Consider the following 23254-nt stretch of genomic DNA (forward strand, 5'->3'; position numbering starts at 1 on the left):
CATATTATGACCGCTATTCAAGCCGTTAACTGGAACCGTCCTGACGACGATTTCTCATTGATGTTCTGGAATCAGAACATTATGCAATTCTGGACGGACGATGAAATTCCATTATCCGATGATAAAATGTCCTGGCTCACGCTCAGTGAGCAAGAAAAGGACTCCTATATGAAGGTACTCGGCGGACTCACGCTGCTGGATACGATTCAAGGCGGAGTAGGTATGCCGCAGATTATGGAGCATGTCGAAGGTCTTCAGCGCAAGGCTGTGCTTGGCTTTATGGGCATGATGGAACAGATTCACGCCAAATCGTACAGTAGCATTTTCACCACTTTGTCCTCCACAGAGGAGATTGACAGTGTGTTCCGCTGGGTTGAAGAGAACCCTTATCTGCAGTTCAAGGCAGAGACCATATCACAATATTACAAAAAAATAGATTCACCCAAAGATCTGTACCTTGCCATGGCAGCCTCAGTGCTGCTCGAGAGCTACTTGTTCTACAGTGGCTTCTTCTACCCGCTTTATCTAGCTGGCCAAGGCAAAATGACATGCAGCGGTGAGATCATCGACCTTATTCTGCGGGATGAGAGCATCCATGGCGTATATGTCGGTGTGCTGGCGCAGGAGATCTTTGACGGGCTACCAGATGACGAGCAGCGTGAGCTACACCAGAAGCTGGTAGACCTCCTTAGACTGCTCCATGAGAATGAAGAACGTTATACCGAGCAGATCTACGCTCCCATCGGACTGGTGGACGAGGTCAAGACCTTCCTTAGATACAATGCTAACAAAGCCATGATGAATCTGGGGCATGATCCGCTATTCGACGAGGAAGAGATCAACCCGATTGTTCAGAATGGCATCAGTACCCACACCAAGCAGCATGATTTCTTCTCGAAAAAAGGTAACGGATACGTCCGGGCGCTTAATGTGGAGCCGCTGAAAGATGAAGATTTTCAATTTTAAATATAGATAAAACAAAAAGTGCGGAGAAAATTCTCCGCACTTTTTGCTAACTGTAAGATTAGATTATTGCAATTTTTTCAGTACTGTTCTAGCTTCTTCATAGGTATCGTAAGCATCTGCAAAATCTCTGCCAAAAATACGTTTCAATTGCATCTTCCAAATTGGGTTTTTAGTTACATAAGCCCATCCTGCTTGACCAGCTTCACTCGCCATCGCACCTGTAGGGGCTAGCATAGCTGCAACCTCAGGAGTAAGTACACTTTTAGATTCAGTTACATCAGTTGTTCCTGTAAATTTAGGTTTAACAAGCTTCATGATATTTTCAAAATCTTTAAGGTATCCTGGAACATCTTCAGCTGAAAAATCAATAGATACTACATCGATATGGTTCTCATTTTGGTTGTACTTAATTGTGTATGACATAATTATTTTTCCTCCAAGTTTTAACGTTATTTTTTTAATAATAGAGATGAAATGTATGTAACTTCACAGATAAAAAATACCCGCCCCAGGCTTTTTCAGGGCGACGACATCTACTTCCTGTATCGTTTTTATAACAACACCCTTTCTAGAATATTAACTAATACATATTACCTATATTATTATCGACAAATTTCTTTTTTTATTTATATTAAAATACAAATTTCTACAAATTCCAACATATCCATGGTCATATTTTCCTTAATTCATTCATTTTTGTGTATCTGCTGTCTCTTGCAGCCATTCAATTTGCCAACATACGAAGAATCTATTTTTTTAGACAACTAAAAAAGGCTCAGCGTGCGACTTCCGATTCCAATCCAGTCATCCTTCAGGTTTTTGGAATCAGAATACGCCGCAAAGCCTTCAATACTATATATTAGTTGTTATATAAGTAAATCAACCCGTGATTACTTTGTTGCGGAATAGCCCCCGTCAATCACATGTGCTGTACCTGTAATAAACGAAGCCTCATCACTTAGTAGGAAGCATGCAAACGCAGCTACTTCCTCAGGCGTACCGTATCTACCCAGAGCCGTTCCAGAAGCGATAAGAGATTGAAGCATCTCTACATCATCAGACAACAGCTTTTCATATCTGTTCATGGTTGGTGTAGGGATAGGTCCTGGGCAAAGGGCATTTACTCTAATGTTACGGTGACCCACTTCTTTGGCAACTGATTTAGTCATCCCCACAATGGCATGTTTACTTGCTGAATAAGCTGCATCATTGGCCATCCCGATAAAAATACCATGCAAAGAGGAGCAGTTTAGAACGGAAGCTCCGGATTTCATATGAGGTAATGTATAATGCAACATGTAGAATTGGCTAGTGAGATTTGTCTGAATCACTTTTTGAAACAACAACGGATCATAGTCTATAACATCCGTATTGTCTCCTGTAATTGCTGAGTTATTATATAGGCAATCAATTTTTCCATAAGCTGCTAATGTTTGATCTACGATATTTTTGCAGTCTGCTTCGAGAGAAACATCTGACCGAACAAACATCGCTTCCCCACCTAGAGCCTTAATTTCCTCAACTGTGTTAGCGCCGGCATCTGAACGATTGGCAACTACTACAATACCGCCCTCTCTTGCTACTCTTAAGGCTGTAGCTTTTCCGATTCCGGTACCTGCACCTGTAATAATAACTACTTTGTTCTCAAATCTGTTGCTACTCATATGCGCACCACTTTCTTATGTCTTTTTCAGGAGGAGGATTCGAACCTCATAGACCCTAATATCGCCTGATGCAATATGGATTGGAACATTTTTGCAGAAAAATCGACAAAATTATCCTCTATATGACAACTTTATTGTATTTAATTGTATATAGCAATGAATATTTTAATCTGCTTTTACAACAATTGAGAATTTGGTTTTGATCGTCATAAAAAAAACACCCCTTAGAATTTCATCAGATAAACCAGAAGTTTTATCCGATGCTTATTCTAAGGGGTTTGATAATTTGTAAATCCGTCGTTGTTAATGAAACCATGCTCCAAATAAATTATTTATTGGCTTATAGATAAAAATAATCAGAAACAAAGGACTCGGGATGTTCAATTTTAACAACGCGCATAGGGTCGCGCCAAGCCCCAAAATCCAAAATATAAAATATACGCTAAGATCACGTACTCGGCGCTTTCGCATTAATTTAGGCAAATCAAGTGCCATACAACCTACAGCAAGCACCAAAAAAAACAATAACACCATTTGACTCACTCCTTGATTTTTTCAAGAAAAGAATTATCTGTTAGACCTACGCGGTTAATAACGACTGAGGCACTGTAATGGATGGACAATGATTTAAGGTAATCGTCCCCCTTCTTTTGCTGTAGCTTTGCCCAAGCTTTAGGACTGGCATGGTAAATTGATTGTCCAAATCCCAAAATATCAACATTGAAGCGATGATTTACTTGCTCGACAGTGTTTTGCATCCGCTCTATAATCCGTTCCTCTGTTTCCTTTTCCAAACGTTTTATGGTGTTTTCCGTTTCCAAATTCTCTGTACTTTGCACTTCTTCAATATTGCAAAGTGCCTTAACATTAAGGTATATATGCGGCTCCCCATCAATAATTTTCACTTTGCGTTTGGTTGAAGTCTGGATCGCTTCGATCACAATGGGCTTTCCGTCTTCCCCTGATATAGCGCCAGAATTTGAGGTTACCTTATCCTTGATAAAATTATAACCAATCGTTTCACTCTCATTTAGCCAACCGATCAGTTTGTCTTTCTTAAACACAGCAACAGTATGGTATTCCAATCTCGCCTTAGGCATTGTTCGCTCTACATTGCTTTTATCCTCTCCCTCTTTGGGATCTCCCATAACTTCCACTCCGGTCAGTACAGGATGTTCAGCTTCAGACAATAAATTTTCAATAAAATCATCCAGTGTGACAGCGACTGTTTTTGCTGAATCTTTATAAGAATTATCTAGGGAACTAAATAATTTGTTCGCTGGTAATTTATCCATAGGTGTAAGGACATTCAAGACATCGCTGGCGGTTGTATCTCTGGCAACCATGACGTAGAAATCCATTCGAGCTTCCCGACTTCTTTTAAATACGTCGAGTATCTCGCCCACTCCGGAGCGGGCAAGTTCCTCCCCAATAACCAACACCCGGATATGACCAAGATAACTCGTCCTGGAACTATCCAGATTCAACTTACGTTGTGCATCATAAAACGTAGGTACCGTAAATTTATAAACAACCACTGGAACTCCAGTGCCTCCCCCTCCTCCATTCGATTGTGAGGAAATCGCAGATGGAATAACGACCTGCATCGAAACTGTATAACCCGTCTCCGCCTTGTCGATCCCTATCCCCAGGACAAAGGCTACCTCATTCAGCTCCTTTCTTTCCCAACAGCCACTTAGCACTAACGTAAATTGGAGAGCTATCATCAATCGGAGAGCGCCTCTAACTAATTTTTTATTCATTTTGCTGATTCCTCATCACTGGATGTGCTTTGACGAAATAGGTTCTGCGTCTTGTTCTCAGCAGGTCTTGTTTTTAAAAAAGGCCACGGAAAGCGAAAGATAGAGTCTTTTAAGTCTTTTGAATTATAAGGTCCGAGCGGACTCATATAAGGCATTCCGAAAGAACGCAAACTCGACAAATGCAGTACGATGATAAAAATACCGAATAGAATTCCATATAATCCGATAAATCCGGCCAAAGCTATAAGCACAAAACGGATCATCCGCGCAGCTATAGACATTCCTGTCTCCGGAATAACAAAACTTGAAATGGCTGTAAGCGATACAATAATGACCATTGCAGATGAAATAAATCCCGCCGCAACTGCTGCTTGCCCTATCACCAACGTTCCGACAATGGAAATCGCCTGTCCAATATTTTTGGGTATCCGCACCCCGGCCTCCCGCAAAATCTCATAAGTCATTTCCATGATCAGCGCCTCGACAAAAGCAGGAAAAGGAACACTCTCCCGCTGGGCAGCTAAACTAATTACAAGATTGGTCGGTATCATCTCCTGATGATACGTAGTAATCGCAACATACAATGAAGGTGCAAGCAAAGTAATAAAAAATGAAATAAAACGAACTAATCTCAGCAATGTACCAATATCAGCCCTTTGGTAATAATCCTCAGCAGACTGAAAAAATGCCACAAAAAATGTAGGTACCAACAGTACAAAAGGAGTTCCATCAACAATAATAGCCACTTTTCCTTCCAAAATACCTGCTGCAATCGTATCTGGACGATCACTGTTGTATACGGTAGGAAATGGTGTAAATACCGTCTCTTGAATAAATTCTTCAATATATCCACTCTCGAGAATACTGTCCGTATCAATTTTATTCAGACGGCGTTTTACTTCTTGCACCAACTCCTTATTCGCGATGTTGCTTAGATACATAATGGATACGCTGGTTTGAGTCACCCTTCCGATCTGAACGGTTTCCAGCCATAAATGGCTATCTTTTATTTTCCGCCGAACCAGTGCCGTATTCGTCCGTAAATTCTCAGTGAATCCTTCCATTGGACCTCGAACAACCGATTGGGAACTGGGCTCCCCTACATTGCGATCTTCCCAGCCTGGTAAGCCGATCCGGAGAGCGGTGGATGTCCCATCGAGCAGCAGCATTACACTACCGGACAGCAATTCGTGTACAAATTGGCTGTAATCAACGATAACGGTTAGATCACCGGCTATTAATATCTGTTTCTTAATAATCTCAATCTTCTGCTCGGGCTCAAGCTTTCCCAGCTGTTCATAAGGAATATGTTCCTGCAAAGAATACAAAATTGAATTATGCAGTACCTGAGTATCCACAAGACCATCTATGTAAATCAAAGAAATATTAGTATTTTCTTCTATCTGCAACTCTTTTATCACTACATCAGAACTTCCGCCCAGCAATCCGTTCAACTGATCAATATTGGTTTTCAATCGGTTTGATAGTGTACCCGTCTCCGAACTTTTCACGATGTAGCCTCCACTTCACTTAGATTAATGAGTATAGTTTGATGTTAATTTTGATAATTATTCCTTTCTGATTAAAATTCGTGAATGGCATAATTCTGGTAACTACAACCATACTAAAACTAGTCCAATAAATTTGAGGGGGTATATGAGTTTGGAGAAAGATCGAATTAGTACCAATCAAATGATTATACTCGGGCTATTCACATTTATTGGGGATATGGCGCTTGTGTATCCAGCGTTAATGATATCAGGAGCGAAACAAGATGCATGGATTGCTGCTTTGATTAGTATTCCCTTGGGCCTAGCGACCATAAAACTGTTGCTCTGCTTAGCAGACATTGAACCAAACAAGAATATTATCGAGCTTAGCCTACAAATCCTAGGAAAATGGGCCGGAACGGCTGTAGCCTTGTTCTATTTAGTGTTCTTCCTGATTGCCGCTTCCACTTACATAAGAGAAATTGAAGATTTCATGTGTACACAGATTTACGAGAAGACACCCGGTGGGGTTATCCGTTTCATGGCCATTTTCCTGCTGGTATATGGTGTACGACTGGGTCTGGAAACATTAGGACGGGCAGCTCAGCTTTTTTTCCCTTTGTTTGCAGTTTTTTTGATCGGTCTGCTGCTTCTGCTGACTCCCGATGTCAAAATGGAACGTTTATACCCCATTATGAACACACCAGTACCAGACATGCTCCATACTTTGATGTATGGTGTTTTTTATCCTTTTGGTGAATTATGCGTGTTTCTTATGGTATATCCTTATGCTCAGAAGAATAGCAAAACAAGCCGGGATATTTTCATAGCCCTGATCATCGGAGCTCTGGGACTTAACCTCATCTTATTTTTTTCCCTTACCGTTCTTGGTGTTTACGCTTCTGAACATCAATTTTATGCCGCTTATATTCTTGCTCAAAAAATTAATATTGCTAATTCTCTGCAACGTATTGAAGCGCTTATGGCTACTGCATGGATTATCAGCACATACTTCAAAACAGCCATTTATTACTATGCTTTAACATTAGGTACAGCCCAATTATTTAAACTCAAAAGCCACCGTCCTCTGATCCTACCCACTGGATTTTTGTTATTTGGTATGTCACAACTGATTGCCAAAGACATCATTTTTTATGTAAAGGAAATCCCCGCCTACTGGGTAGATTGGGATTTCACCTGTGCATTTGTTCTGCCGCTTATGTTGCTAATTGTGTATTATTTAAAAAAACGTTTTGCTGCCAAGGTTTAAACAACCTCTCTCCTAAAAATAAAAAAAGGACAGCTATTAAGCTGTCCTTTTGTTCATGAATTTCTTACATGCAGTAGCTTTATTCCTTCTTATCCAAAGTAATCGACGATGGTGTTACATCACGAATGGGTTCATTTGACACTTCAAAAGTTGATCCACAACTCGGACAAAAGCGAGCCTCGATTGCCACATTGCCACCGCATGCTTTACACTGCTTCACATCGGACAACCCCGCAATTTGCTGCAGATTGACCTCAATCTCCGATTTCAGTTCAAGAATACGGGAAATATTCTTCTCGATCTGCTCACTCGGCAATGGTCCTGCTCCTTGTGTTACAGCTTCAAACAACAGTTTACCCATTACCTGATACTGCTGGTCAATGTCATTCTGCTTGCTGTTGTTCTGTAATTTCAAACGATTGATCTCCACCACTGTCTTTGCTTTATTGCCAGCCTCGCTCACGCCTGCCTTTACCTTGTTAAAAAAGCTCATATTCAGCCCCCTATTCCGTAGTAGTCATATATAAGCATATTTCGACACCACCACAAGTATTCCTCTCTTTATTGTACCTAACTTCAACCGGGATTTGTAGTTCATCCACAATCATGAACTTATTTCCCCCGCCTTCCTGCGGGAACGTACCTCGACTCAGGTCTGGTATATAAAACCGCCTTCAGGCCGTTTTGCCGCATTTAAAAAGGCTATACAATGAGTACATAAGCAAGCGGGTTGCAAGATTTAAACACAATCACCCCCATTAGAGAGGATGACAATAATAAATGAAAAAATTATATCGTTCCAGAAGTGACCAGAAGATTAGTGGTGTATGCGGAGGTCTTGCCAGTTGGTCAGGCATCGATGCCACAATTCTCCGTCTCGTAACTGTTGCCGCAGCACTTTTCAGCTTCGGTACCGTACTTATCTTTTACTTTATCGCCAGCATCATCGTCCCTAAAGAACCTTTTGGCAGCTTTTCGGATGGACATGATTTCTATTAACAGATCGTCATTTAATATCAATCAAACATACTAAGGAGAGATATAACATGAGTTTATTCAAAAGAATTTCCACCCTTACTAAAGCTGCCCTACACGAAGGTCTGAACAAATTAGAAAACCCAGTGCTACTGACGGGTCAGTATCTACGCGATCTTGAGAACGAAATAGCTACGGCAGAACGCAATGAGCGGGATTTAAAAGTTACAGCGAGTGTATTGGAACGTCGTAAGCAAGAATATACTCAGCTGATAGAGCAAAGCGAAGCTGAAGCCGTTCAGGCGGTTGAGCAAGGAAATGAAGAAAGAGCACGCCTTGCACTCATGGCCAAGCTGCGGTATACAGAACAGCTGGATGAGAGTATCAATAGTCAGGCACAAACTCAGCAATCCCTGGCAGAACTGGAGATCAACATCGCTAGAGCTAAAGAAGAGCGCGAACATCTTAAAGCGAAAAGAACTGAACTTATCGCTCGTGCTCAGCAAGCTACAGAAACACTAAGCTCGGCTCCTCATAGCAACAATGTAAAAGGACCGAATGTGGGTAACGCTTCACGTGGCTTCGAACGAATGGAAGAGAAAATTTTCGAGTGGGAAGCATTGGCAGAAAACTCTAAGTATAAATCCAACTCAGGCGCAGGCGTAGCTTCATCCATTGACCCCAACCTTCGTAGTGCTGTTGATGATGAAATTGAACGTATCCGCAACCGGAAAATCAATACCGACAAAAAATAAATATACTAACAGGTCCCTTATTTCTCAGCAACTGAGCTATATAAGGGGCTTGTTTTTTCTATTCCTCTTCATCCCGCGAATCATTTTTTTCGATTCCGGATCTACTCGGTAAGACTCTGTGATTTTCTGTAAAGCCTTGTTATAGGTGAAATCATCTAAAGTGTTAGTTCTCAAATAATCTATCGTAGCCGCAGGCAGCTTCACATAACACATCGATAGCGCCCAAGAAACCGCCATTTTCACATAATATCCCTTATGTCTGACCTTATCGAGTAGTTGTAGAATCCGACTGATGTACGCTTCTTCAATAAAGAAATTAAGCATCATCACTACCGCAAATCGAATCTCATATTCTTTGTCAGATAACAGATACGGCACTATAAAGTCCCACATCTGCTCTTTATTCTTCAAGGTAAACTTCAGCCCTGTGCAAAAGCTATCACATACCGACCAGTTATCGATTTTAGGAATAAAGTCCGCAATATAATGCAGAATTTCTTCAGGATCTGCCTTCACATAACCAAGTACCATACCTTGCAGCATTACCTCTTCAAAAAAATCAGAGTCGGCGTGCTCCAAATAGGCTCTCCAGTCACCCTTTGCAATGGTTTTGGCGAGTTTACGCAGCTCCGGTAGCCTGACTCCTATCACATTATCGATCGTCGGAAGTAAAGCCGCAGAAAACTTCTGGTAATCCGCATCTGCCAACTCCACTAGCTGTTCCTTTATTGTTTTGTCCACTATAGTGCTCCCTACGTATTAATTATTGAAATGAAATCTCCCATAAATATATGGAAGCTACCGAACCGTGTGGTGAGTACTTGAGACGGTATTGTTCGAATTGCTTTTTGGTAAGCGTGTCAAGCCCATACAGCTTCATCATGCCGCGACGAATGGCGATATCTCCCCAACTAACTACATCTGGGCGCTCCATACAATTGATTAGCATCATCTCTGCTGTCCACATACCGATGCCTTTTAACTTCATGAGTCTTTGAATAACCTCTTGATCGGACAATCCATATAATTCCTCCAGCTTAAACTCCCCATCAGCAATCAGCTTGGAAATATCATGAATGCAAACCGCCTTTTTCATCGTCATGCCGCAACCCTGAATCTCATCCGCTGTGTGTATAGCTAGCTGCTGCGGAGTTATTTCTTCGAACTGAGCCTGCATTCTTGTCCAGATAGTTCGAACTGCTTTGACTGATATTAGCTGACCTACTATGGCATAGATAAGCGCGGTGAAAAGATCCGGAATAATCACACGTTCCACTTTCCCCATTCGCGCCATCGCCGCACCTAGCACTGGGTCCACACTTCCGAGGTAATCGACTTCTGCTTGCCCATATTCAAAAAATTTAGTGATTACAGCTCCCAAAGTATTTCCTCCCGTATCTGAGCTTAACAATAATATACAACATCTATTTTGCAGTGTACGGATTCTTGAATAGGATAGCAAGATAACGAAACTTGAAAAAGCCACAACATTTCTACTCGGGTAGATGGTTATGGCTCCATGTATAGGATTCGATTATTCTGTTTAGATTTTTTCATTATTTATGCTCGAATAATCCGCTTTTCCTTTGCTGCTTTTAGCCATATGGGGAATTCATATTTTTACTCAACTACTATATGTAACTTGTACTAGATTGTATTTATCATTTTACTACTTTAATATGAATGTATATATGATAGATGAGGAGCTTTACGATGGACTTTATAGCAATTGACTTTGAAACGGCGAATTCCAGTCGATCCAGCGCCTGTGCTTTGGGACTTGTGGAAGTTAAAGATGGCGTAATCACAGCAGAACATTCTTGGCTGATCGATCCGCAACAGCGGTTTGACGGCATGAACATTTCGATACATGGCATCACCCCCTCCATGGTAATCGGTCAGCCTACTTTCCACGAATTATGGCCCACCGTTGAACCTTTGCTGCACGGACGAATTGTTGTAGCGCACAATGCCGCTTTTGATATGAGTGTACTGCGGTATTGCCTCGATGGGATGTCCATAAGCTATCCGAGCTTTCAATACTTATGTACTTATTTATTAGGCAAAAAAATGCTGCCCGAGCTTCCCTCTCATAAGCTTAATGTAGTATCCGAGCATTTCGGCATTGAGCTGAAGCACCATGACGCTCTCGATGACGCGCGCGCAGCTGCCTTGGTTCTATTAATGCTTATGGAGCGAGAATCACACCTTGACCCGCTTTTGCTCTCCAGCAGCCAAGGATATACTAGCGGAACAATGTTTGCTGGTGGATACACTCCTTTTTCTGCTCGAAAGAGTAAACCTGCTAAGAAACCTGTGAACAATCAAAGAACGAAAAACTTCTATTTGTAAGAAACTATTAAGTTATTTAGCAAAAAACACCCAACAGGCTCATTACAGCTGGTTGGGTGTTTTGCATAGATGGAGGAATATAGCATACAAGTCGATTCATTCACTACGAAGAAATCTAACCTTGCTGGTCATTATAGGGAATAGCTCCCTGTAATTCTACATTTACGCTCTATACGACAGAGTTACAGGGAATTTATCCCTATAATTCATAAGGTTCGGGTGTAAATGAAGCATTTCATAAAAATTATAAGGAGAAATTCCGTATAATAACTTCGAATAGACCCTTATCGTGCTAATTATAGGGAAGAATTCCGTATATTTTATCAGCGATCAGTGAACATCCCATCGGTTCATCCAGATCACCAACCAAGATCAACACAACACGCTAGATCTTCATCCGATAAACTGCTTTATTCTCCAGTCCTCTGATGAATGGCGTCCATTCTTCCGTTTCTGGTGTGGTATCCAGCGCATCCTCGACCATCTGCAGCTTCGCATCCATCGCATCAATATGATGCAGCGCTACGGCCTCAGCCGTTTGCGGCTGAACAGGACTACCCCATTCGCCCAGGTTATGGTGTGATAATACGAGATGCTGTAACGCCAGAACCTTCTCCGAATTCAAATCAATGTCTAAGCGGATGGCCGCTTCTGTAATCCAGTTAGATGCCATCGAGATATGACCAATCAACTTACCCTGAACGCTATATTCTGAGACAATTCCGAGCTGAGAGATCATCTCCTCCGGCTTCGCGATATCATGCAGAATAATTCCAGCCTTCATTAAATCTGGATTCAGGAACGGACGCTGCTTGCACAGAAAATCCCCGATCTCCAGCATGCGAACCATATGATAAGCAAGTCCGGCAAAATAAGCATGGTGATGCGTTTTGGCAGCCGGATAATGCATCAATTTCTCTTCCACTTTGCTTACACAAAAGGAGACAATCGAGGCAATCTCCGGATCTGTTATGCTTGCCATAACCCCTTTAATCGTATGAATAAGGTCTACTGGACGAATAGGAGCGGAGCGAATAAAATCCGTTAGCGCAACGCCATCCTCATCGTTCACCAATCTGATTTTGGTTACTTTGATTTGCAATTTCTCACGATAAGTGTGCGCAATCCCGCGAACCTTCACCAGTGCCATAGGAAAAAAAGTTTCTTTATCGGTTGTGCTGACATCCCAATATTTCGCGGACAATTGTCCACTGGAATCTCCCAAGACTAGGTCGAAATAATCCTTTGGAGGAGTACCGTTCGTTTGTTTGATCGCTAGCTCTCTTAAGAGATAAAAGCCAACAAATTCATCCTGTGGAGCGAGCTGTTTAATTTGTGTCATGTTGAAGCCTCCTATTAATAACAGGCTTTGTACCTGCTCTCTATATTAAACTTTAGACACTCACGTCCAAAATCCCTTTAAATCACTATACGATCTATTTTCATTTTTATGTACAGGTAGATAAAGGAGGTTACTCCACAGGCCATAATATGGCTCTAGAATAACCCCCTTTATAGATTAACTATTGATTGATAATTGCTTATTTGCCAGCCGATTCAAGTGCTGATTTAATAGCTTCTACCACTTTAGCAGATACTTCTTTCTCAGCATCATTATTTCCGAAGGCTGCTGCACGATATCCATACTTGTGTAAACTATAGCCCGTTGAAGTCGACTCAATCTCGCTCTTCACAGCCAGCTCAGCGTCAGTCAACTGGTTGACCGTTCTTGTACTTCCGTTTTTATCTAAATAGTAAACGAGCATTTTAACAGGAACGCCATGTTCTACATACGTCATCACATTTACAAGCTTATCCGTACTTACACCAATGAAGATTCCATCGAAGTAAGCCGCTTTGTTAGCTTCAACAATTTCAGCTTTCCCGTATGCTCTATCCACCGCAGTCTTGAGAGCTACACTACTACTAGTTGCACCGGAAACAGCGTCTACATCTTGCACAGCTTCTCTAGTACCTGCTGCAAGGAAGCTAGAAGTCAATTGCGGAATTGCTTTTACCACCTCTGGGTAAGCAGCTTTGCCTCTATCCACAAGATTCATTCCTACACGATACAAAGCAACATTTACGATCTTACCGTTACGCAGTGTAACGTCTGCTCTGTTTGTTCCTTTATCATAGGCATCACCAAATGCAGTGAAGGTTCCGTCTTTATAGGTTCCTTGAACTTTGGATGCGTTAGTCAAAGCATCAGTCAGAGCAGCTTTGGCAGCTGCGGATAGCTCTTCTTGACCTGTGATATCGGACATTTGCACACCTTTTTCAAGTAATCCTGAAGTAAGTGTACCCACCAGCGATTTTTGTTCTGCACTTAGTTTGTCATCAGCGATCAGCTTGCCGTCAGCTCCGAACAAGCTTAATTTAATGTTTGTAACTGCATCTGAAGCAACATCAACAAGCAGTAATACTTTAGATTGGTTATCTACACCTGCGAATTTTCCGTCAAAATATTTAACTTCACCAGGAACTTTCAGTGCTTTCTCGAAAGCTCTTTCTACGGCTTGGTTCCAACCGTGACTGCTTTCTGTAGCGCCAGAAATTCCATCTACTTTCTCATCATAGTTAGCGAAGTAAGATCCATTAGCAAGCAACTTAGCTGTCATCGGAGCATTAGCTTTTACAACTTCTGCATAAGCCGTTGCACCTCTGTCAATGAGGTTGTTCCCAAGTCTGAACAGCTTCACATCCACTAGCTTACCGTTGCGGATCACGATGTCAGCTCTTTCAACACCAACACTTCTTGCAGTCCCATAAGAGGAATAGAATCCGTCTACATAAGCAGAAGTATTGTTAATCTTTGCATTCTGCTCAGCATCCCAGAAAGCATTAATCGCAGCCTTAAAGTCGGCTTCGAGTCCTGCAACAGGCTCTGCAGCTGTTCCTTTAGCCAGCAATGCTGGTGTTATAGCTGCAACTGCTGCGGATTGCTCAGCTGTGTAGGCCTTCTCATCCACGAAATCACCAGCACTGTTCAGCGGGTACACTTTAACAGCTGTGAGCTTATTGGATTCGTAGGTTGCAAATACTGCATATTTACCTGTAGGATCTATGCCCATATGAACACCATCAAAGTAAACTGCATCTGTATCTTTCACTGTTAGAGCTCTTTCAAACGCTCTGTCTACAGACAATTTCCATCCATTACTAGAGCGTGTTGCTCCCGAAACAGCATCTACTGCAGCTGCTCCATCTCTTGTCTTGCCAATCAATTTATTCGTCATCAATCCATAAGCTTGCCATAAAGCGCTATAATTGTTACGAGCATCTCTGTCGATCAGCTTAGGGCTGGTTCTCAGGAGATCGATGCTAGTAATTTTCCCATCTTTAATTTCGATCTTAGCACCTTCGGTACCTTTGGAGTAAGCATCGCCATAAGCTACGTAAACCCCATCTTGATATACATTTTCCTTAACTGTAACCGGCAATGTTGTAGGCACAGGTTTAACAGTCGCTGCTGGAACTACAGTAGCCGCTGGAGCAGCGGTTGCTTTTGGCGTAGTAGCTGGTTTTGTCGTTGCTGCTGGTGCCGCGGTTGCCTTTGGTGTTGCGACTGGTTTTACCGTTGCTTTCGGTGTTGCGACTGGTTTTACCGTTGCTTTCGGTGTTGCGACTGGTTTTGCTGTTGGCTTTGGTGTTGCGACTGGTTTTGCTGTTGCTTTTGGTGTTGCGACTGGTTTTGCTGTTGGTTTGGCTGCTGGTGCATCCGCTTCTTCAGAAGCTGCGGATACTGCATCCACCTTCAAGTTCAAAGCAGGCACATTAAGTGTGTAAGCAAATGGCGCTAACAATATTGCCGCGCTAACCGTTAAAGAAATTAGTTTTTTCAATAAAATTCTCCTTTACCAAGTCCCCAGTGATATATAGCTTTTCTTAACCAAACTTACCTTTCACAGCGCCCCTTCTCTTCTTATGAAGCATTACATCTCTCTTCATAAGAACCCATCCCCCCTCTCATGCCTATGCGCGACCCATCACTTTCCAAAAAAATAACGTCTTAAATCTATTCATTCCTTTTTACAATAAACCGCATAAAAGGTGAAATAATTCACATATAATATTAGAAAAAAATGAAGGCGCTTTCTCAATCAATTTCTGGTTTGATACTACCAAACTTTTCCGCAATTCCTCTGTATCTAAAATCACATACCCTATAAGAAACATCACTATTTGCTCATAAATGTGATTTTTCATTATTTTTTCTAAACCAATACACCCACTTCCTATTCCCAAAGTAGAAAACGTGATCTCGATTATTGTGTATCCAAGAATAGATATGTTATTTTAGAACGATCTCTAACATGGGAAAGGAGTTCAAAGCTTTGAACAAACAGCCACCTATTGGAGTTATTCTCGCCCAAATTGGCACACCTGCTGCACCTACTGCACAGGCGGTACGTCCTTATCTGAAACGTTTTTTATCCGACCGCCGAATCATAGATTATTCACCACTGCTCTGGCAGCCTTTGCTGCGAGGCGTTATTCTGCGTTTACGTCCACGCCGGTCGGCTGAGCTGTACAGACAAATCTGGACTACAGAAGGATCACCTTTACTCTTCCACTCATTAGCTCAGCGATCTGGTTTGCAAGCGTTTCTAGGCTCACGGTATCAAGTAGAGCTTGGCTTAGCGTATAGCGAACCAAGTATGGTACAAGCGATCAACACATTGGAAGCTAACGGAGTCACACGCATCATCATTGTACCGCTATTCCCGCAATATTCGTCCACTACGACGGCATCTGTATTCGATCAAGCGAGTTTTGCTGCACTAGGACGCCAAAGCTCCACTGGACCGGTAACAAAGCGCCTTATTCCTGCTCTTAGATTTATGGATGCTTATTATAATGAACCCGGTTATATTTCAGCCATGAAGTCGCATTTACTGCAGCAAATGGAACTTCTGAACTCTAATCCTGATTTTTTCGTACTGACCTTTCACGGGATCCCCAAACGATATGCAGATACAGGCGATCCCTATCCAGAGCAATGTATGGAAACTGCGCGTCTTCTCGCTTTAGCTATGAATTGGGAGCCCGAACGCTGGCAGCTTACTTTTCAATCACGCTTCGGACGCGAAGAATGGGTAGGTCCCTCTACAGCAGATGTTTTGGGAAAGCTGGCGGAACGCGGAATTCATAAACCTTTGATTTTCTCACCGGGACTTGTAACGGATTGTCTGGAAACGCTGCACGAGCTAGCAATAGAAGGACGCGAACAATTTGAGGCTGGAGGAGGACATGCTGAAGACTTCACTGCGATCCCCTGCTTGAACAATCATGAGGACTGGCTTCAATTTCTGGCTCAGCATGTTGAACGAAACGCCATGGGCTGGTAACATAAAAAAACCGTCTTGTCCGCAAATATTCTTTGCTGCAGAAAAGACGGTTTGCTATGTCAGTTCATAAGATCTAAGGATTAAAAAGATTCTTATGCTGTAAGCTGCTTATATTTAGTAGTCAGTTCATGGAACCATTGCTTGTCCTGTAAGGTCAATGCAAAGTCGATCAGCTCGGCAATCTCACTCGGCTGCAAATCAGCTGAATCATTAAAAGATACTTCAGCGGTTGCAGTGGCTTCTCCATTTCCATCCTCTGCATAATCATAAGAGAAGCATATCTTGATATCACTTTCCAGAAATTCGTTACGCAGGAAATATAACACCTCACACATTAGCACAGGTCTAACATGATCATCAAAGACACATTCCATAACCTTCGCCCAGTACTGCTGGTTGCTGAGGTGTAACTTATCATTGGTTAAGAGATATTTCTCACCCTGAAAATCAGTGACAAATCTCAGCTCAAGCGGCTTCATTTTAAAAATAGTAGCAATTTGCTTCATGCTAATATTCAGAATGTCTTGCGTTTCTAGTCTGATCATCTCTCATGCACCTCGTCCCTCTTAGTTGGGTTACCTGAAACCTGATGATATCTATGATTTCGTTAAATGCCAATAATGTAAAATTAGCTCTATCCATTCACTTTAATTTTTATCTAATTTAACATTATTATCGTCAACTGACTACGCTTTGTTAATATTTTTTCATTAATTCCACAGAAAAAATGTTTCAATCTTTGTCCATCTGTTTAATATTTATATTTAAAAACTTAGTCTTTCTTATTTTCACAACAAAAAACTGTTCTGAATGGTCATCATCGACCTCAAAACAGTCTTTTGCCTAATTATTATTCAGTTAACTTTACTTAAACAAACAATGGCACTAACTGTATTCCTTCAGGCGAGATCCGAACAAGTCCTTTATCCGTGATGCGTAGCGTCGGGATAACCGCCAATGCAAGCAGCGATAAAGTCATAAATGCGTAGTTCAAAGTACAGCCAGCATCATATAGCGCTTTGCTGATCGCAGCTGATTTTGCAGCAGCAATTTCGAAGGGTTCCGTGGACATTAGACCTGCAATAGCCAACGGGAATAATGTTTCTCCACTGGATGTGATCATACAAACACCACCCTGGGCATCCGCCACCGCATTTGCAGCTTTAGCCATTAACTCATCATCATTGCCGATAACGAGTACATTATGACTATCGTGAGCAACCGTCATTGCAATGGCAGCCGGCTCTTTAAATCCAATGCCTTCGACAACGGCCACTGATTTATTGCCTGTACCTTTATGACGTTCGAGCACTGCGATTTTGCACAAACCTTCTATAGCATTTACATCCAGTTGCCCCTCCACTACAGGTATCGAAACCATACGCTCAATAGTCTCCACATGATTTTCTCTTACTTTAATAACTCTTGTAGTAAGTTCACCTGTTTGAATTGGAGCAGCAATGATGAAATCTTCTGAAGTAGGACGCTGTGGCAAATGAACCGAAGCCAACACTTCCTCCGGATAAGTGAATTTAGCAAGCTCTGCCGTCATTACTCCGTTCTCCGCAACTACTACACCTGCGGCAATTGTCATCACTACATTAATATCCGCCAAATTCCCGTCTAAAAGGATGATATCTGCAAAAGAACCCGGAGTAATAGATCCGATATCCCGCGCTAACCCAAAGCGTTCAGCAGTATTAATGGTAGCCATTTGGATAGCCGTTATAGGCTTAACACCTTGAGCAATAGCATCACACAGGACGAAATTCATATGCCCTTCATCTCGTAAGGATTCCGAACTACGATCATCCGTTACCAGCATCATTCGGCGTGTATCAATACCGTGTTCTGTATGGGCCGTAATTGTTTTAGCCACATCATGCCAAGCGGAACCCCGGCGCATTTTGGCATACATCCCCAGTCGAACGCGCTCAATCACATCGTCTGCCGTCACACACTCATGATCGCCAGTCACACCTGCCGCAGCATACACGGGCAATCTCCAGTCGCTGGAAGGCCATGTGAAATGACCATCTACAAATCTACCTGCCCGCAGCGTAGCTTGAATTTCGCCAAGCATTTTCTCATCGCCATAAACAACGCCAGGAAAATTCATCACTTCACCCAGCGCAATCACATCGGGTCCCCAAGTAAAGGCTTCTGCCACTTCTTCTGGTCCAATAGAAGCTCCCGTTGTCTCGAATTCCGCACCTGCCGCAGGCACACAAGAAGCCACCTGCATGTAAGCCGCTAACGGTGTTCCCCGCATCTCATCGAGCATCAATTGAATCCCCTTCAGCCCGAATACATTAGCAATCTCATGAGCATCAAAGAAACCACCTGTTGTACCCAGCGGCAGAACCGCACGGGAGAATTCAGTAACGGTCAGCTGTGTGCTCTCAATATGACAATGGCCATCGAGTAGTCCCGGAGCTATATACTTACCGTTCGCCTCAATAACCTGCGTTCCTTCACCAATCATATGTGTCACATCTTTACCAACATAAGCGATACGTCCACCTTGTATACCAACAGACATTCCTTCTAAAATTTCACCAGAGCATACATTAACCAGCTTTCCACCTGTAATTACTAGTGTTGCCGGTTTATCTCCTCTTGCCGTAGCCACAAGCTCAGGTACACAATCTGCTAAAGGCTTTCTTGTAAAAGTTGTCATTTTCATCTCTCCCCCGTTAGTATCCAAGTGCGTTCTTGATGTAGTGAATAGATTCATAATAATAGAGGATTGCTTAACCATCGGCTGTGTTGATATCATAGTTGGCAAATCTGATATTGTACGAAAAAACGGCTCCGTCATCCCTGTAGATGATAGCCGTTTTCTTAATCCAAAGATTGTCCAACACTCCGGACATGCCCCTGGTATGAACTCACCCGCCAGCATCTATTCCAACGATTATCTTACGTTTTCCTCATATACGTCAAGTGCCGCTTGAACACCAAGTCCGTGTCGAAGTAACGCTGCTTCCAAAGCTCCAAGCAAACGCAGCACATTATTCGTACGACAGCTATAGCCCATCGTACCGATGCGCCAGATCTTTCCTTTCAAAGGTCCAAAGGAGATGGCAATTTCAATGCTGAACCGCTCCAGCAGCAGCGTATAATCAGGTGAACGCAAAATCGCCGCCGCTCCGCGATCCCCATCCAATCCCTGTAGTGCTGGAAACAATGTTTTCGAAAACAAAGCCGGAGGCATAGCCGATCCGTTGCTGATCACTAGCCACAATTTGATGACTTCAAATCAATACATAATCCTCCCGAGCTACGCCCAATCGCTGAACAACCTCCATAGGGGAACAAATTATTTGTTCAGCTCGAGGAAACTTATTGTGCAAGCTTAATCCATCATGATGCGGTAACTCGCTACACTTGGCTGAGCGATGATGAATTTGGGGAGACATTGGCGATTGCCAGCACGCTAGCGGGACCGATTGCTACCAAAATCGCAGCTTACGTCGGCTATGATGTCTACGGCTGGTTAGGACTCATCGTAGCTTTGTTAGCAACCGTCTTGCCCTCCGCAGTAGCGCTTATTATCCTGTTAGAGGTCATGCAAAAACACAAGCAATCCCCCGTAGTGAAAGGGATGACATTGCTTGTTCAACCGGTTATTGCAGTTATGATGGCTGCGCTCACTTGGACAATGCTCAAAGGTCCTACGAACTCTATCGGAATCTGGCAAACACTGTTCATTGCCGCAATCGCATTCTGGGCCATCAAGCGGCTTAAGCTGCATCCTGCCTTTGTCATCTTAGCCGCTTTTGCCTATGGTGGTCTGGTACTCCGCTACACAGTCTAACTAAACTATTTTAAAATATATTGTGACAATACCGCCTGTACCTCATAAATATTCACGGATTTATTAAAGGTCTTCTTGAGTGGCACAGTGCTGCTGGAAATATAGATACATAACTCCGCATCCAGATCAAAGTGCCCTGCCGTCTCCACGGAATAATGCGAGATGCTTTTGTATGGGATGGAATGATAGTCCGTCTTTTTCCCCGTCAGTCCCTGTTTATCCACTAGAATCAGTCGTTTGTCTGTAAAAATAAACATATCTCTAATCAGCTTGTAGGCTCGTTCAATTTTCTCTTGAGGGGCAAGGATTTGTGCATATTCCCGTTGTACCTCCGCTAGATTTACTTGTGATGCATTACCCATCAATCCGTCAAAAATCGCCATATAACTTCCCCTTTTCATCTGTTATTTTTAGTGGCTTGTCTCCTCCCACATAGAACCATATTATTCCACATTTCATATTATATGCAGTGTAAAACTTCGCTCTTCCATCTTTTTACTTGCTAAATTTCCGATTATTGTTTACACTGTCATTAAATTTGTTAAGAAAGGGGTGTGGAAGGAATGGATCACAATTGGACCAACAGTGTTATGAGTCGGCTACCTAAAGCGATAGCTGGCATTGCTCATGTAAATGGCGATAACGGGAGAAGTCTGTCCATTTCCATGAATTTAATAACACTACACAATTGTGAAATGCCTTTCCTGCCATCACCCGGACGGATCAGTTAACCGGAGAATGATAAGGCCGTGGGGAAATTTCCCTACGGTCTTTTTTTATGGTTTTTTACAGAATTCCAGTTTCGATTTAGGGTTCTGGCGGTGCAAAGGGCATTCTTAAAGGAGAATATATATGATTATTCAATGCCAAAATGTTCAAAAATACCACGGTGCACAGCTCGTACTAAATAGCATCACCTTCGATATCCGCCAAGGAGAAAAAATCGGTCTAATCGGCCGCAATGGCTGCGGTAAAACTACACTTTTCCACTTACTGAATGGCGAAGAGCGCCCCGATCAAGGGCAAATCTCAATTCGCAAAGGTAGTGTAGTAGGAATGCTGGCTCAAATTCAAGAGGTTAACGAAAAAGAAACCGTATATGAAGTTCTACAGCGTAGCTTTGCTGAACCTTTGCAATGGCAACAACGCCTGCGAGAGCTGGAGCTTGAAATGTCCACCTTCAATACCGGAACGGATGAAACGCTATGGAATCGGCTGCTGAAAGAATATGGTAGCCTTCAGGATAAATTTGAGACCGCAGGAGGCTACGAAATTGAATCCACCATTCAGCGAGTTGCCATTGGTCTAGGAATCGGAACTGGGCAATATAACCGACTCTTCTCCTCTCTTTCTGGCGGCGAGAAAACTAAAGTCGGACTCGCAGAACTGCTACTGCGTAGACCTGATGTACTTCTACTCGATGAGCCAACCAATCATCTAGACATGAACGCCATCGAGTGGTTAGAGCAGTACTTACAGAGCTATGACGGTACAGTGTTAGCCATTTCCCATGATCGTTACTTCCTCGACGCTGTAGTCAAGAAAGTGATCGAGATTGAGGATGGCGAGGCTTTTACCTTCCATACCAACTACAGCGGCTATCAAATAGAGAAGGAAACACGTCTACTTCAACAATTTGCTGATTATCAAGAACAACAGAAAAAGATAAAGCAAATGCAGGAGAGCATCAAACGCCTCATCGAATTTGGGAATCGGGGAACTCCCCCAAACCCTGCCTTTTACCGGCGAGCAGCTTCCATGCAAAAAGCACTGGATCGTATGGTAAAGGTTAAACGTCCTATTCTTGAGCGCAAATCGATGGATTTGCAGCTACAACAAAATGATCGCTCCGGGAATCAAGTCGTCATACTGGAGGATATCGGTAAGGCATATGGAGAGCGAAGCCTGTTTACAGACGCAAACGAAGTTCTTCGCTACGGAGAGACTACGGCACTTATCGGTGGTAACGGGGCAGGGAAAAGTACACTTTTAAGAATTATATTAGGTCAGGAGACGCCAGACACCGGAAGCTGCACGCTTGGTTCAAGAACCGTTGTTGGCTATCTCGCGCAAGAGGCTGTCCCTGACAATAACAAACAATCCGTACTCCGCTACTTCCGTGAAGAGGCCGGACTAGAAGAAGGTGAAGCGCGCGGGCAGCTCGCACGTTTCCTATTCTACGGTGCCGATGTATTCAAAGACATCACGAATCTATCCGGAGGGGAATGGACCCGCCTGCGTTTCGCTGTGTTGATGCATCGTAAACCAAACCTGTTAATTCTGGATGAACCAACGAACCATCTAGACATTGACTCCCGGGAAGCGCTAGAGGAAGCATTAGAAGAATTCCCAGGTACAGTGCTGGCCGTTTCACATGATCGCTATTTCATTAATCGTCTGTTCCATAAGCTCTGGTCCATTGAAAGTGGACGATTTGGAGTTTTCAACGGCAACTATGAGTATTACAAGGAGAAGCAAGCTGAACAGGCGTTAGCAGCACCAGTCTCTATTCCTGATCAGCCTAAACCTTTCTCTTCAGATGGAACCACTGCACGCTCCGGTAAGCCTCAATCTAACCGTTCCGTGAATGTTAATGTCACCACGGCTAACTCGTCCAGTTCCCGCAAGAAGAGTATCCACTTTGATTGGGAAAAGGCTATTGCCGAAGTTGAGGATCAGCTTGGGGAAATCGATGCCAAAATGCTAGATCCACTGATCAGTAGCAATGCGGCAGAGCTCGCCGAGCTACAGAAAGAACGCGATGTAGTGCAAGAGCAACTAGATGAGCTCTATGCGGGCTGGATGGAAACTGCGGGACACTAACGATTATTACATGAGGAGATACGGA

Annotated in this window: 21 protein-coding genes and 2 pseudogenes; 9 read left to right on the plus strand and 14 right to left on the minus strand. The window is 42.9% G+C overall.

The annotated features are described in order from the left end of the window. Window positions 1-6 precede the first annotated feature (6 nt). On the plus strand, window positions 7-966 hold the full coding sequence (gene nrdF, locus PAENI_RS09640) for a class 1b ribonucleoside-diphosphate reductase subunit beta (RefSeq protein ID WP_042185822.1): 960 nt from the start codon (window positions 7-9) through the stop codon (window positions 964-966). 63 nt (window positions 967-1029) lie between these two features. On the opposite strand, the gene PAENI_RS09645 is transcribed toward nrdF, so the two are convergent. The 5 genes from PAENI_RS09645 to PAENI_RS09665 all read right to left on the minus strand — a co-directional run bounded on the left by PAENI_RS09645 (window position 1030) and on the right by PAENI_RS09665 (window position 5904). Continuing rightward, window positions 1030-1389 (minus strand): hypothetical protein, encoded by a 360-nt coding sequence (locus tag PAENI_RS09645; protein ID WP_149645092.1) that lies wholly within the window; start codon window positions 1387-1389, stop codon window positions 1030-1032. A 467-nt stretch (window positions 1390-1856) separates the two neighbouring features. Beyond that, window positions 1857-2630, minus strand: coding sequence for an SDR family NAD(P)-dependent oxidoreductase (locus PAENI_RS09650; protein ID WP_042185818.1), 774 nt, complete (start codon window positions 2628-2630; stop codon window positions 1857-1859). Between the two features lie 303 nt (window positions 2631-2933). Continuing rightward, a complete protein-coding gene (locus PAENI_RS09655) occupies window positions 2934-3164 on the minus strand; it encodes a hypothetical protein (RefSeq protein WP_149645093.1) in 231 nt (76 codons plus the stop codon). Window positions 3165-3169: 5 nt separating this feature from the next. Next, window positions 3170-4393, minus strand: coding sequence for a Ger(x)C family spore germination protein (locus PAENI_RS09660; RefSeq protein WP_149645094.1), 1224 nt, complete (start codon window positions 4391-4393; stop codon window positions 3170-3172). Then, complete coding sequence (locus tag PAENI_RS09665) at window positions 4390-5904, minus strand: spore germination protein (RefSeq protein ID WP_149645095.1); 1515 nt, start codon at window positions 5902-5904, stop codon at window positions 4390-4392. Before PAENI_RS09665 ends, PAENI_RS09660 begins: the two co-directional genes overlap by 4 nt. A gap of 145 nt (window positions 5905-6049) precedes the next feature. Here PAENI_RS09665 and PAENI_RS09670 point away from each other — a divergent pair, with 145 nt between their 5' ends. Further along, a complete protein-coding gene (locus PAENI_RS09670; RefSeq protein WP_149645096.1) occupies window positions 6050-7153 on the plus strand; it encodes a GerAB/ArcD/ProY family transporter in 1104 nt (367 codons plus the stop codon). A gap of 79 nt (window positions 7154-7232) precedes the next feature. Here the strand turns inward: PAENI_RS09670 and PAENI_RS09675 are convergent, their stop codons facing one another. Beyond that, on the minus strand, window positions 7233-7646 hold the full coding sequence (locus PAENI_RS09675) for a zinc ribbon domain-containing protein (RefSeq protein ID WP_042185810.1): 414 nt from the start codon (window positions 7644-7646) through the stop codon (window positions 7233-7235). 287 nt (window positions 7647-7933) lie between these two features. Between PAENI_RS09675 and PAENI_RS09680 the strand changes: the two genes are divergently transcribed. Both PAENI_RS09680 and PAENI_RS09685 read left to right on the plus strand, forming a co-directional pair. Continuing rightward, entirely contained in the window at window positions 7934-8152 is a 219-nt protein-coding gene (locus PAENI_RS09680; RefSeq protein ID WP_042185808.1) for a PspC domain-containing protein, read from the plus strand. 47 nt (window positions 8153-8199) lie between these two features. Then, window positions 8200-8883: a PspA/IM30 family protein gene (locus PAENI_RS09685; protein WP_149645097.1), complete on the plus strand. Its 684-nt coding sequence runs from the start codon at window positions 8200-8202 to the stop codon at window positions 8881-8883. Between the two features lie 36 nt (window positions 8884-8919). Here the strand turns inward: PAENI_RS09685 and PAENI_RS09690 are convergent, their stop codons facing one another. Both PAENI_RS09690 and PAENI_RS09695 read right to left on the minus strand, forming a co-directional pair. Further along, a complete protein-coding gene (locus tag PAENI_RS09690) occupies window positions 8920-9624 on the minus strand; it encodes a DNA alkylation repair protein (protein WP_149645098.1) in 705 nt (234 codons plus the stop codon). 22 nt (window positions 9625-9646) lie between these two features. Further along, window positions 9647-10264 carry a DNA-3-methyladenine glycosylase family protein gene (locus PAENI_RS09695; protein WP_149645099.1) on the minus strand — a complete coding sequence of 206 codons (618 nt, stop codon included), beginning with the start codon at window positions 10262-10264 and terminating at the stop codon, window positions 9647-9649. Window positions 10265-10596: 332 nt separating this feature from the next. Here PAENI_RS09695 and PAENI_RS09700 point away from each other — a divergent pair, with 332 nt between their 5' ends. Then, window positions 10597-11235 carry a 3'-5' exonuclease gene (locus PAENI_RS09700; RefSeq protein ID WP_076286301.1) on the plus strand — a complete coding sequence of 213 codons (639 nt, stop codon included), beginning with the start codon at window positions 10597-10599 and terminating at the stop codon, window positions 11233-11235. Between the two features lie 385 nt (window positions 11236-11620). On the opposite strand, the gene PAENI_RS09705 is transcribed toward PAENI_RS09700, so the two are convergent. Together PAENI_RS09705 and PAENI_RS09710 are read right to left on the minus strand one after the other, a co-directional pair. Further along, window positions 11621-12577 carry a 3'-5' exoribonuclease YhaM family protein gene (locus PAENI_RS09705; RefSeq protein ID WP_042125202.1) on the minus strand — a complete coding sequence of 319 codons (957 nt, stop codon included), beginning with the start codon at window positions 12575-12577 and terminating at the stop codon, window positions 11621-11623. Window positions 12578-12776: 199 nt separating this feature from the next. Next, on the minus strand, window positions 12777-15080 hold the full coding sequence (locus tag PAENI_RS09710; protein WP_149645100.1) for an FMN-binding protein: 2304 nt from the start codon (window positions 15078-15080) through the stop codon (window positions 12777-12779). 492 nt (window positions 15081-15572) lie between these two features. Here PAENI_RS09710 and hemH point away from each other — a divergent pair, with 492 nt between their 5' ends. Then, window positions 15573-16586: a ferrochelatase gene (gene hemH, locus PAENI_RS09715; RefSeq protein ID WP_188114516.1), complete on the plus strand. Its 1014-nt coding sequence runs from the start codon at window positions 15573-15575 to the stop codon at window positions 16584-16586. Between the two features lie 92 nt (window positions 16587-16678). Here the strand turns inward: hemH and PAENI_RS09720 are convergent, their stop codons facing one another. The 3 genes and pseudogenes from PAENI_RS09720 to PAENI_RS09730 all read right to left on the minus strand — a co-directional run. Beyond that, window positions 16679-17131, minus strand: coding sequence for an IDEAL domain-containing protein (locus PAENI_RS09720; RefSeq protein ID WP_042185792.1), 453 nt, complete (start codon window positions 17129-17131; stop codon window positions 16679-16681). Between the two features lie 323 nt (window positions 17132-17454). After that, window positions 17455-19272: an adenine deaminase gene (locus PAENI_RS09725; protein ID WP_149645102.1), complete on the minus strand. Its 1818-nt coding sequence runs from the start codon at window positions 19270-19272 to the stop codon at window positions 17455-17457. A gap of 231 nt (window positions 19273-19503) precedes the next feature. Further along, window positions 19504-19758, minus strand: a pseudogene (locus PAENI_RS09730) (hypothetical protein); the annotation flags it as partial. Window positions 19759-19944: 186 nt separating this feature from the next. Between PAENI_RS09730 and PAENI_RS09735 the strand changes: the two are divergent. Beyond that, window positions 19945-20406 (plus strand): annotated as a pseudogene (locus tag PAENI_RS09735) (chromate transporter); the annotation flags it as partial. Between the two features lie 5 nt (window positions 20407-20411). Here the strand turns inward: PAENI_RS09735 and PAENI_RS09740 are convergent. Then, on the minus strand, window positions 20412-20789 hold the full coding sequence (locus tag PAENI_RS09740) for a PH domain-containing protein (protein ID WP_076298221.1): 378 nt from the start codon (window positions 20787-20789) through the stop codon (window positions 20412-20414). 180 nt (window positions 20790-20969) lie between these two features. On the opposite strand from PAENI_RS09740, the gene PAENI_RS31790 reads away from it, so the two are divergent. Beyond that, window positions 20970-21137 (plus strand): hypothetical protein, encoded by a 168-nt coding sequence (locus PAENI_RS31790; protein ID WP_156114741.1) that lies wholly within the window; start codon window positions 20970-20972, stop codon window positions 21135-21137. A gap of 121 nt (window positions 21138-21258) precedes the next feature. Continuing rightward, window positions 21259-23229, plus strand: a complete 1971-nt coding sequence (locus tag PAENI_RS09745; RefSeq protein WP_149645104.1) for an ABC-F family ATP-binding cassette domain-containing protein — start codon at window positions 21259-21261, stop codon at window positions 23227-23229. The last annotated feature ends 25 nt before the right edge of the window (window positions 23230-23254 follow it).

Source organism: Paenibacillus sp. B2(2019), assembly GCF_008370385.1.
Taxonomy (GTDB): Bacteria; Bacillota; Bacilli; order Paenibacillales; family Paenibacillaceae; genus Paenibacillus_AQ.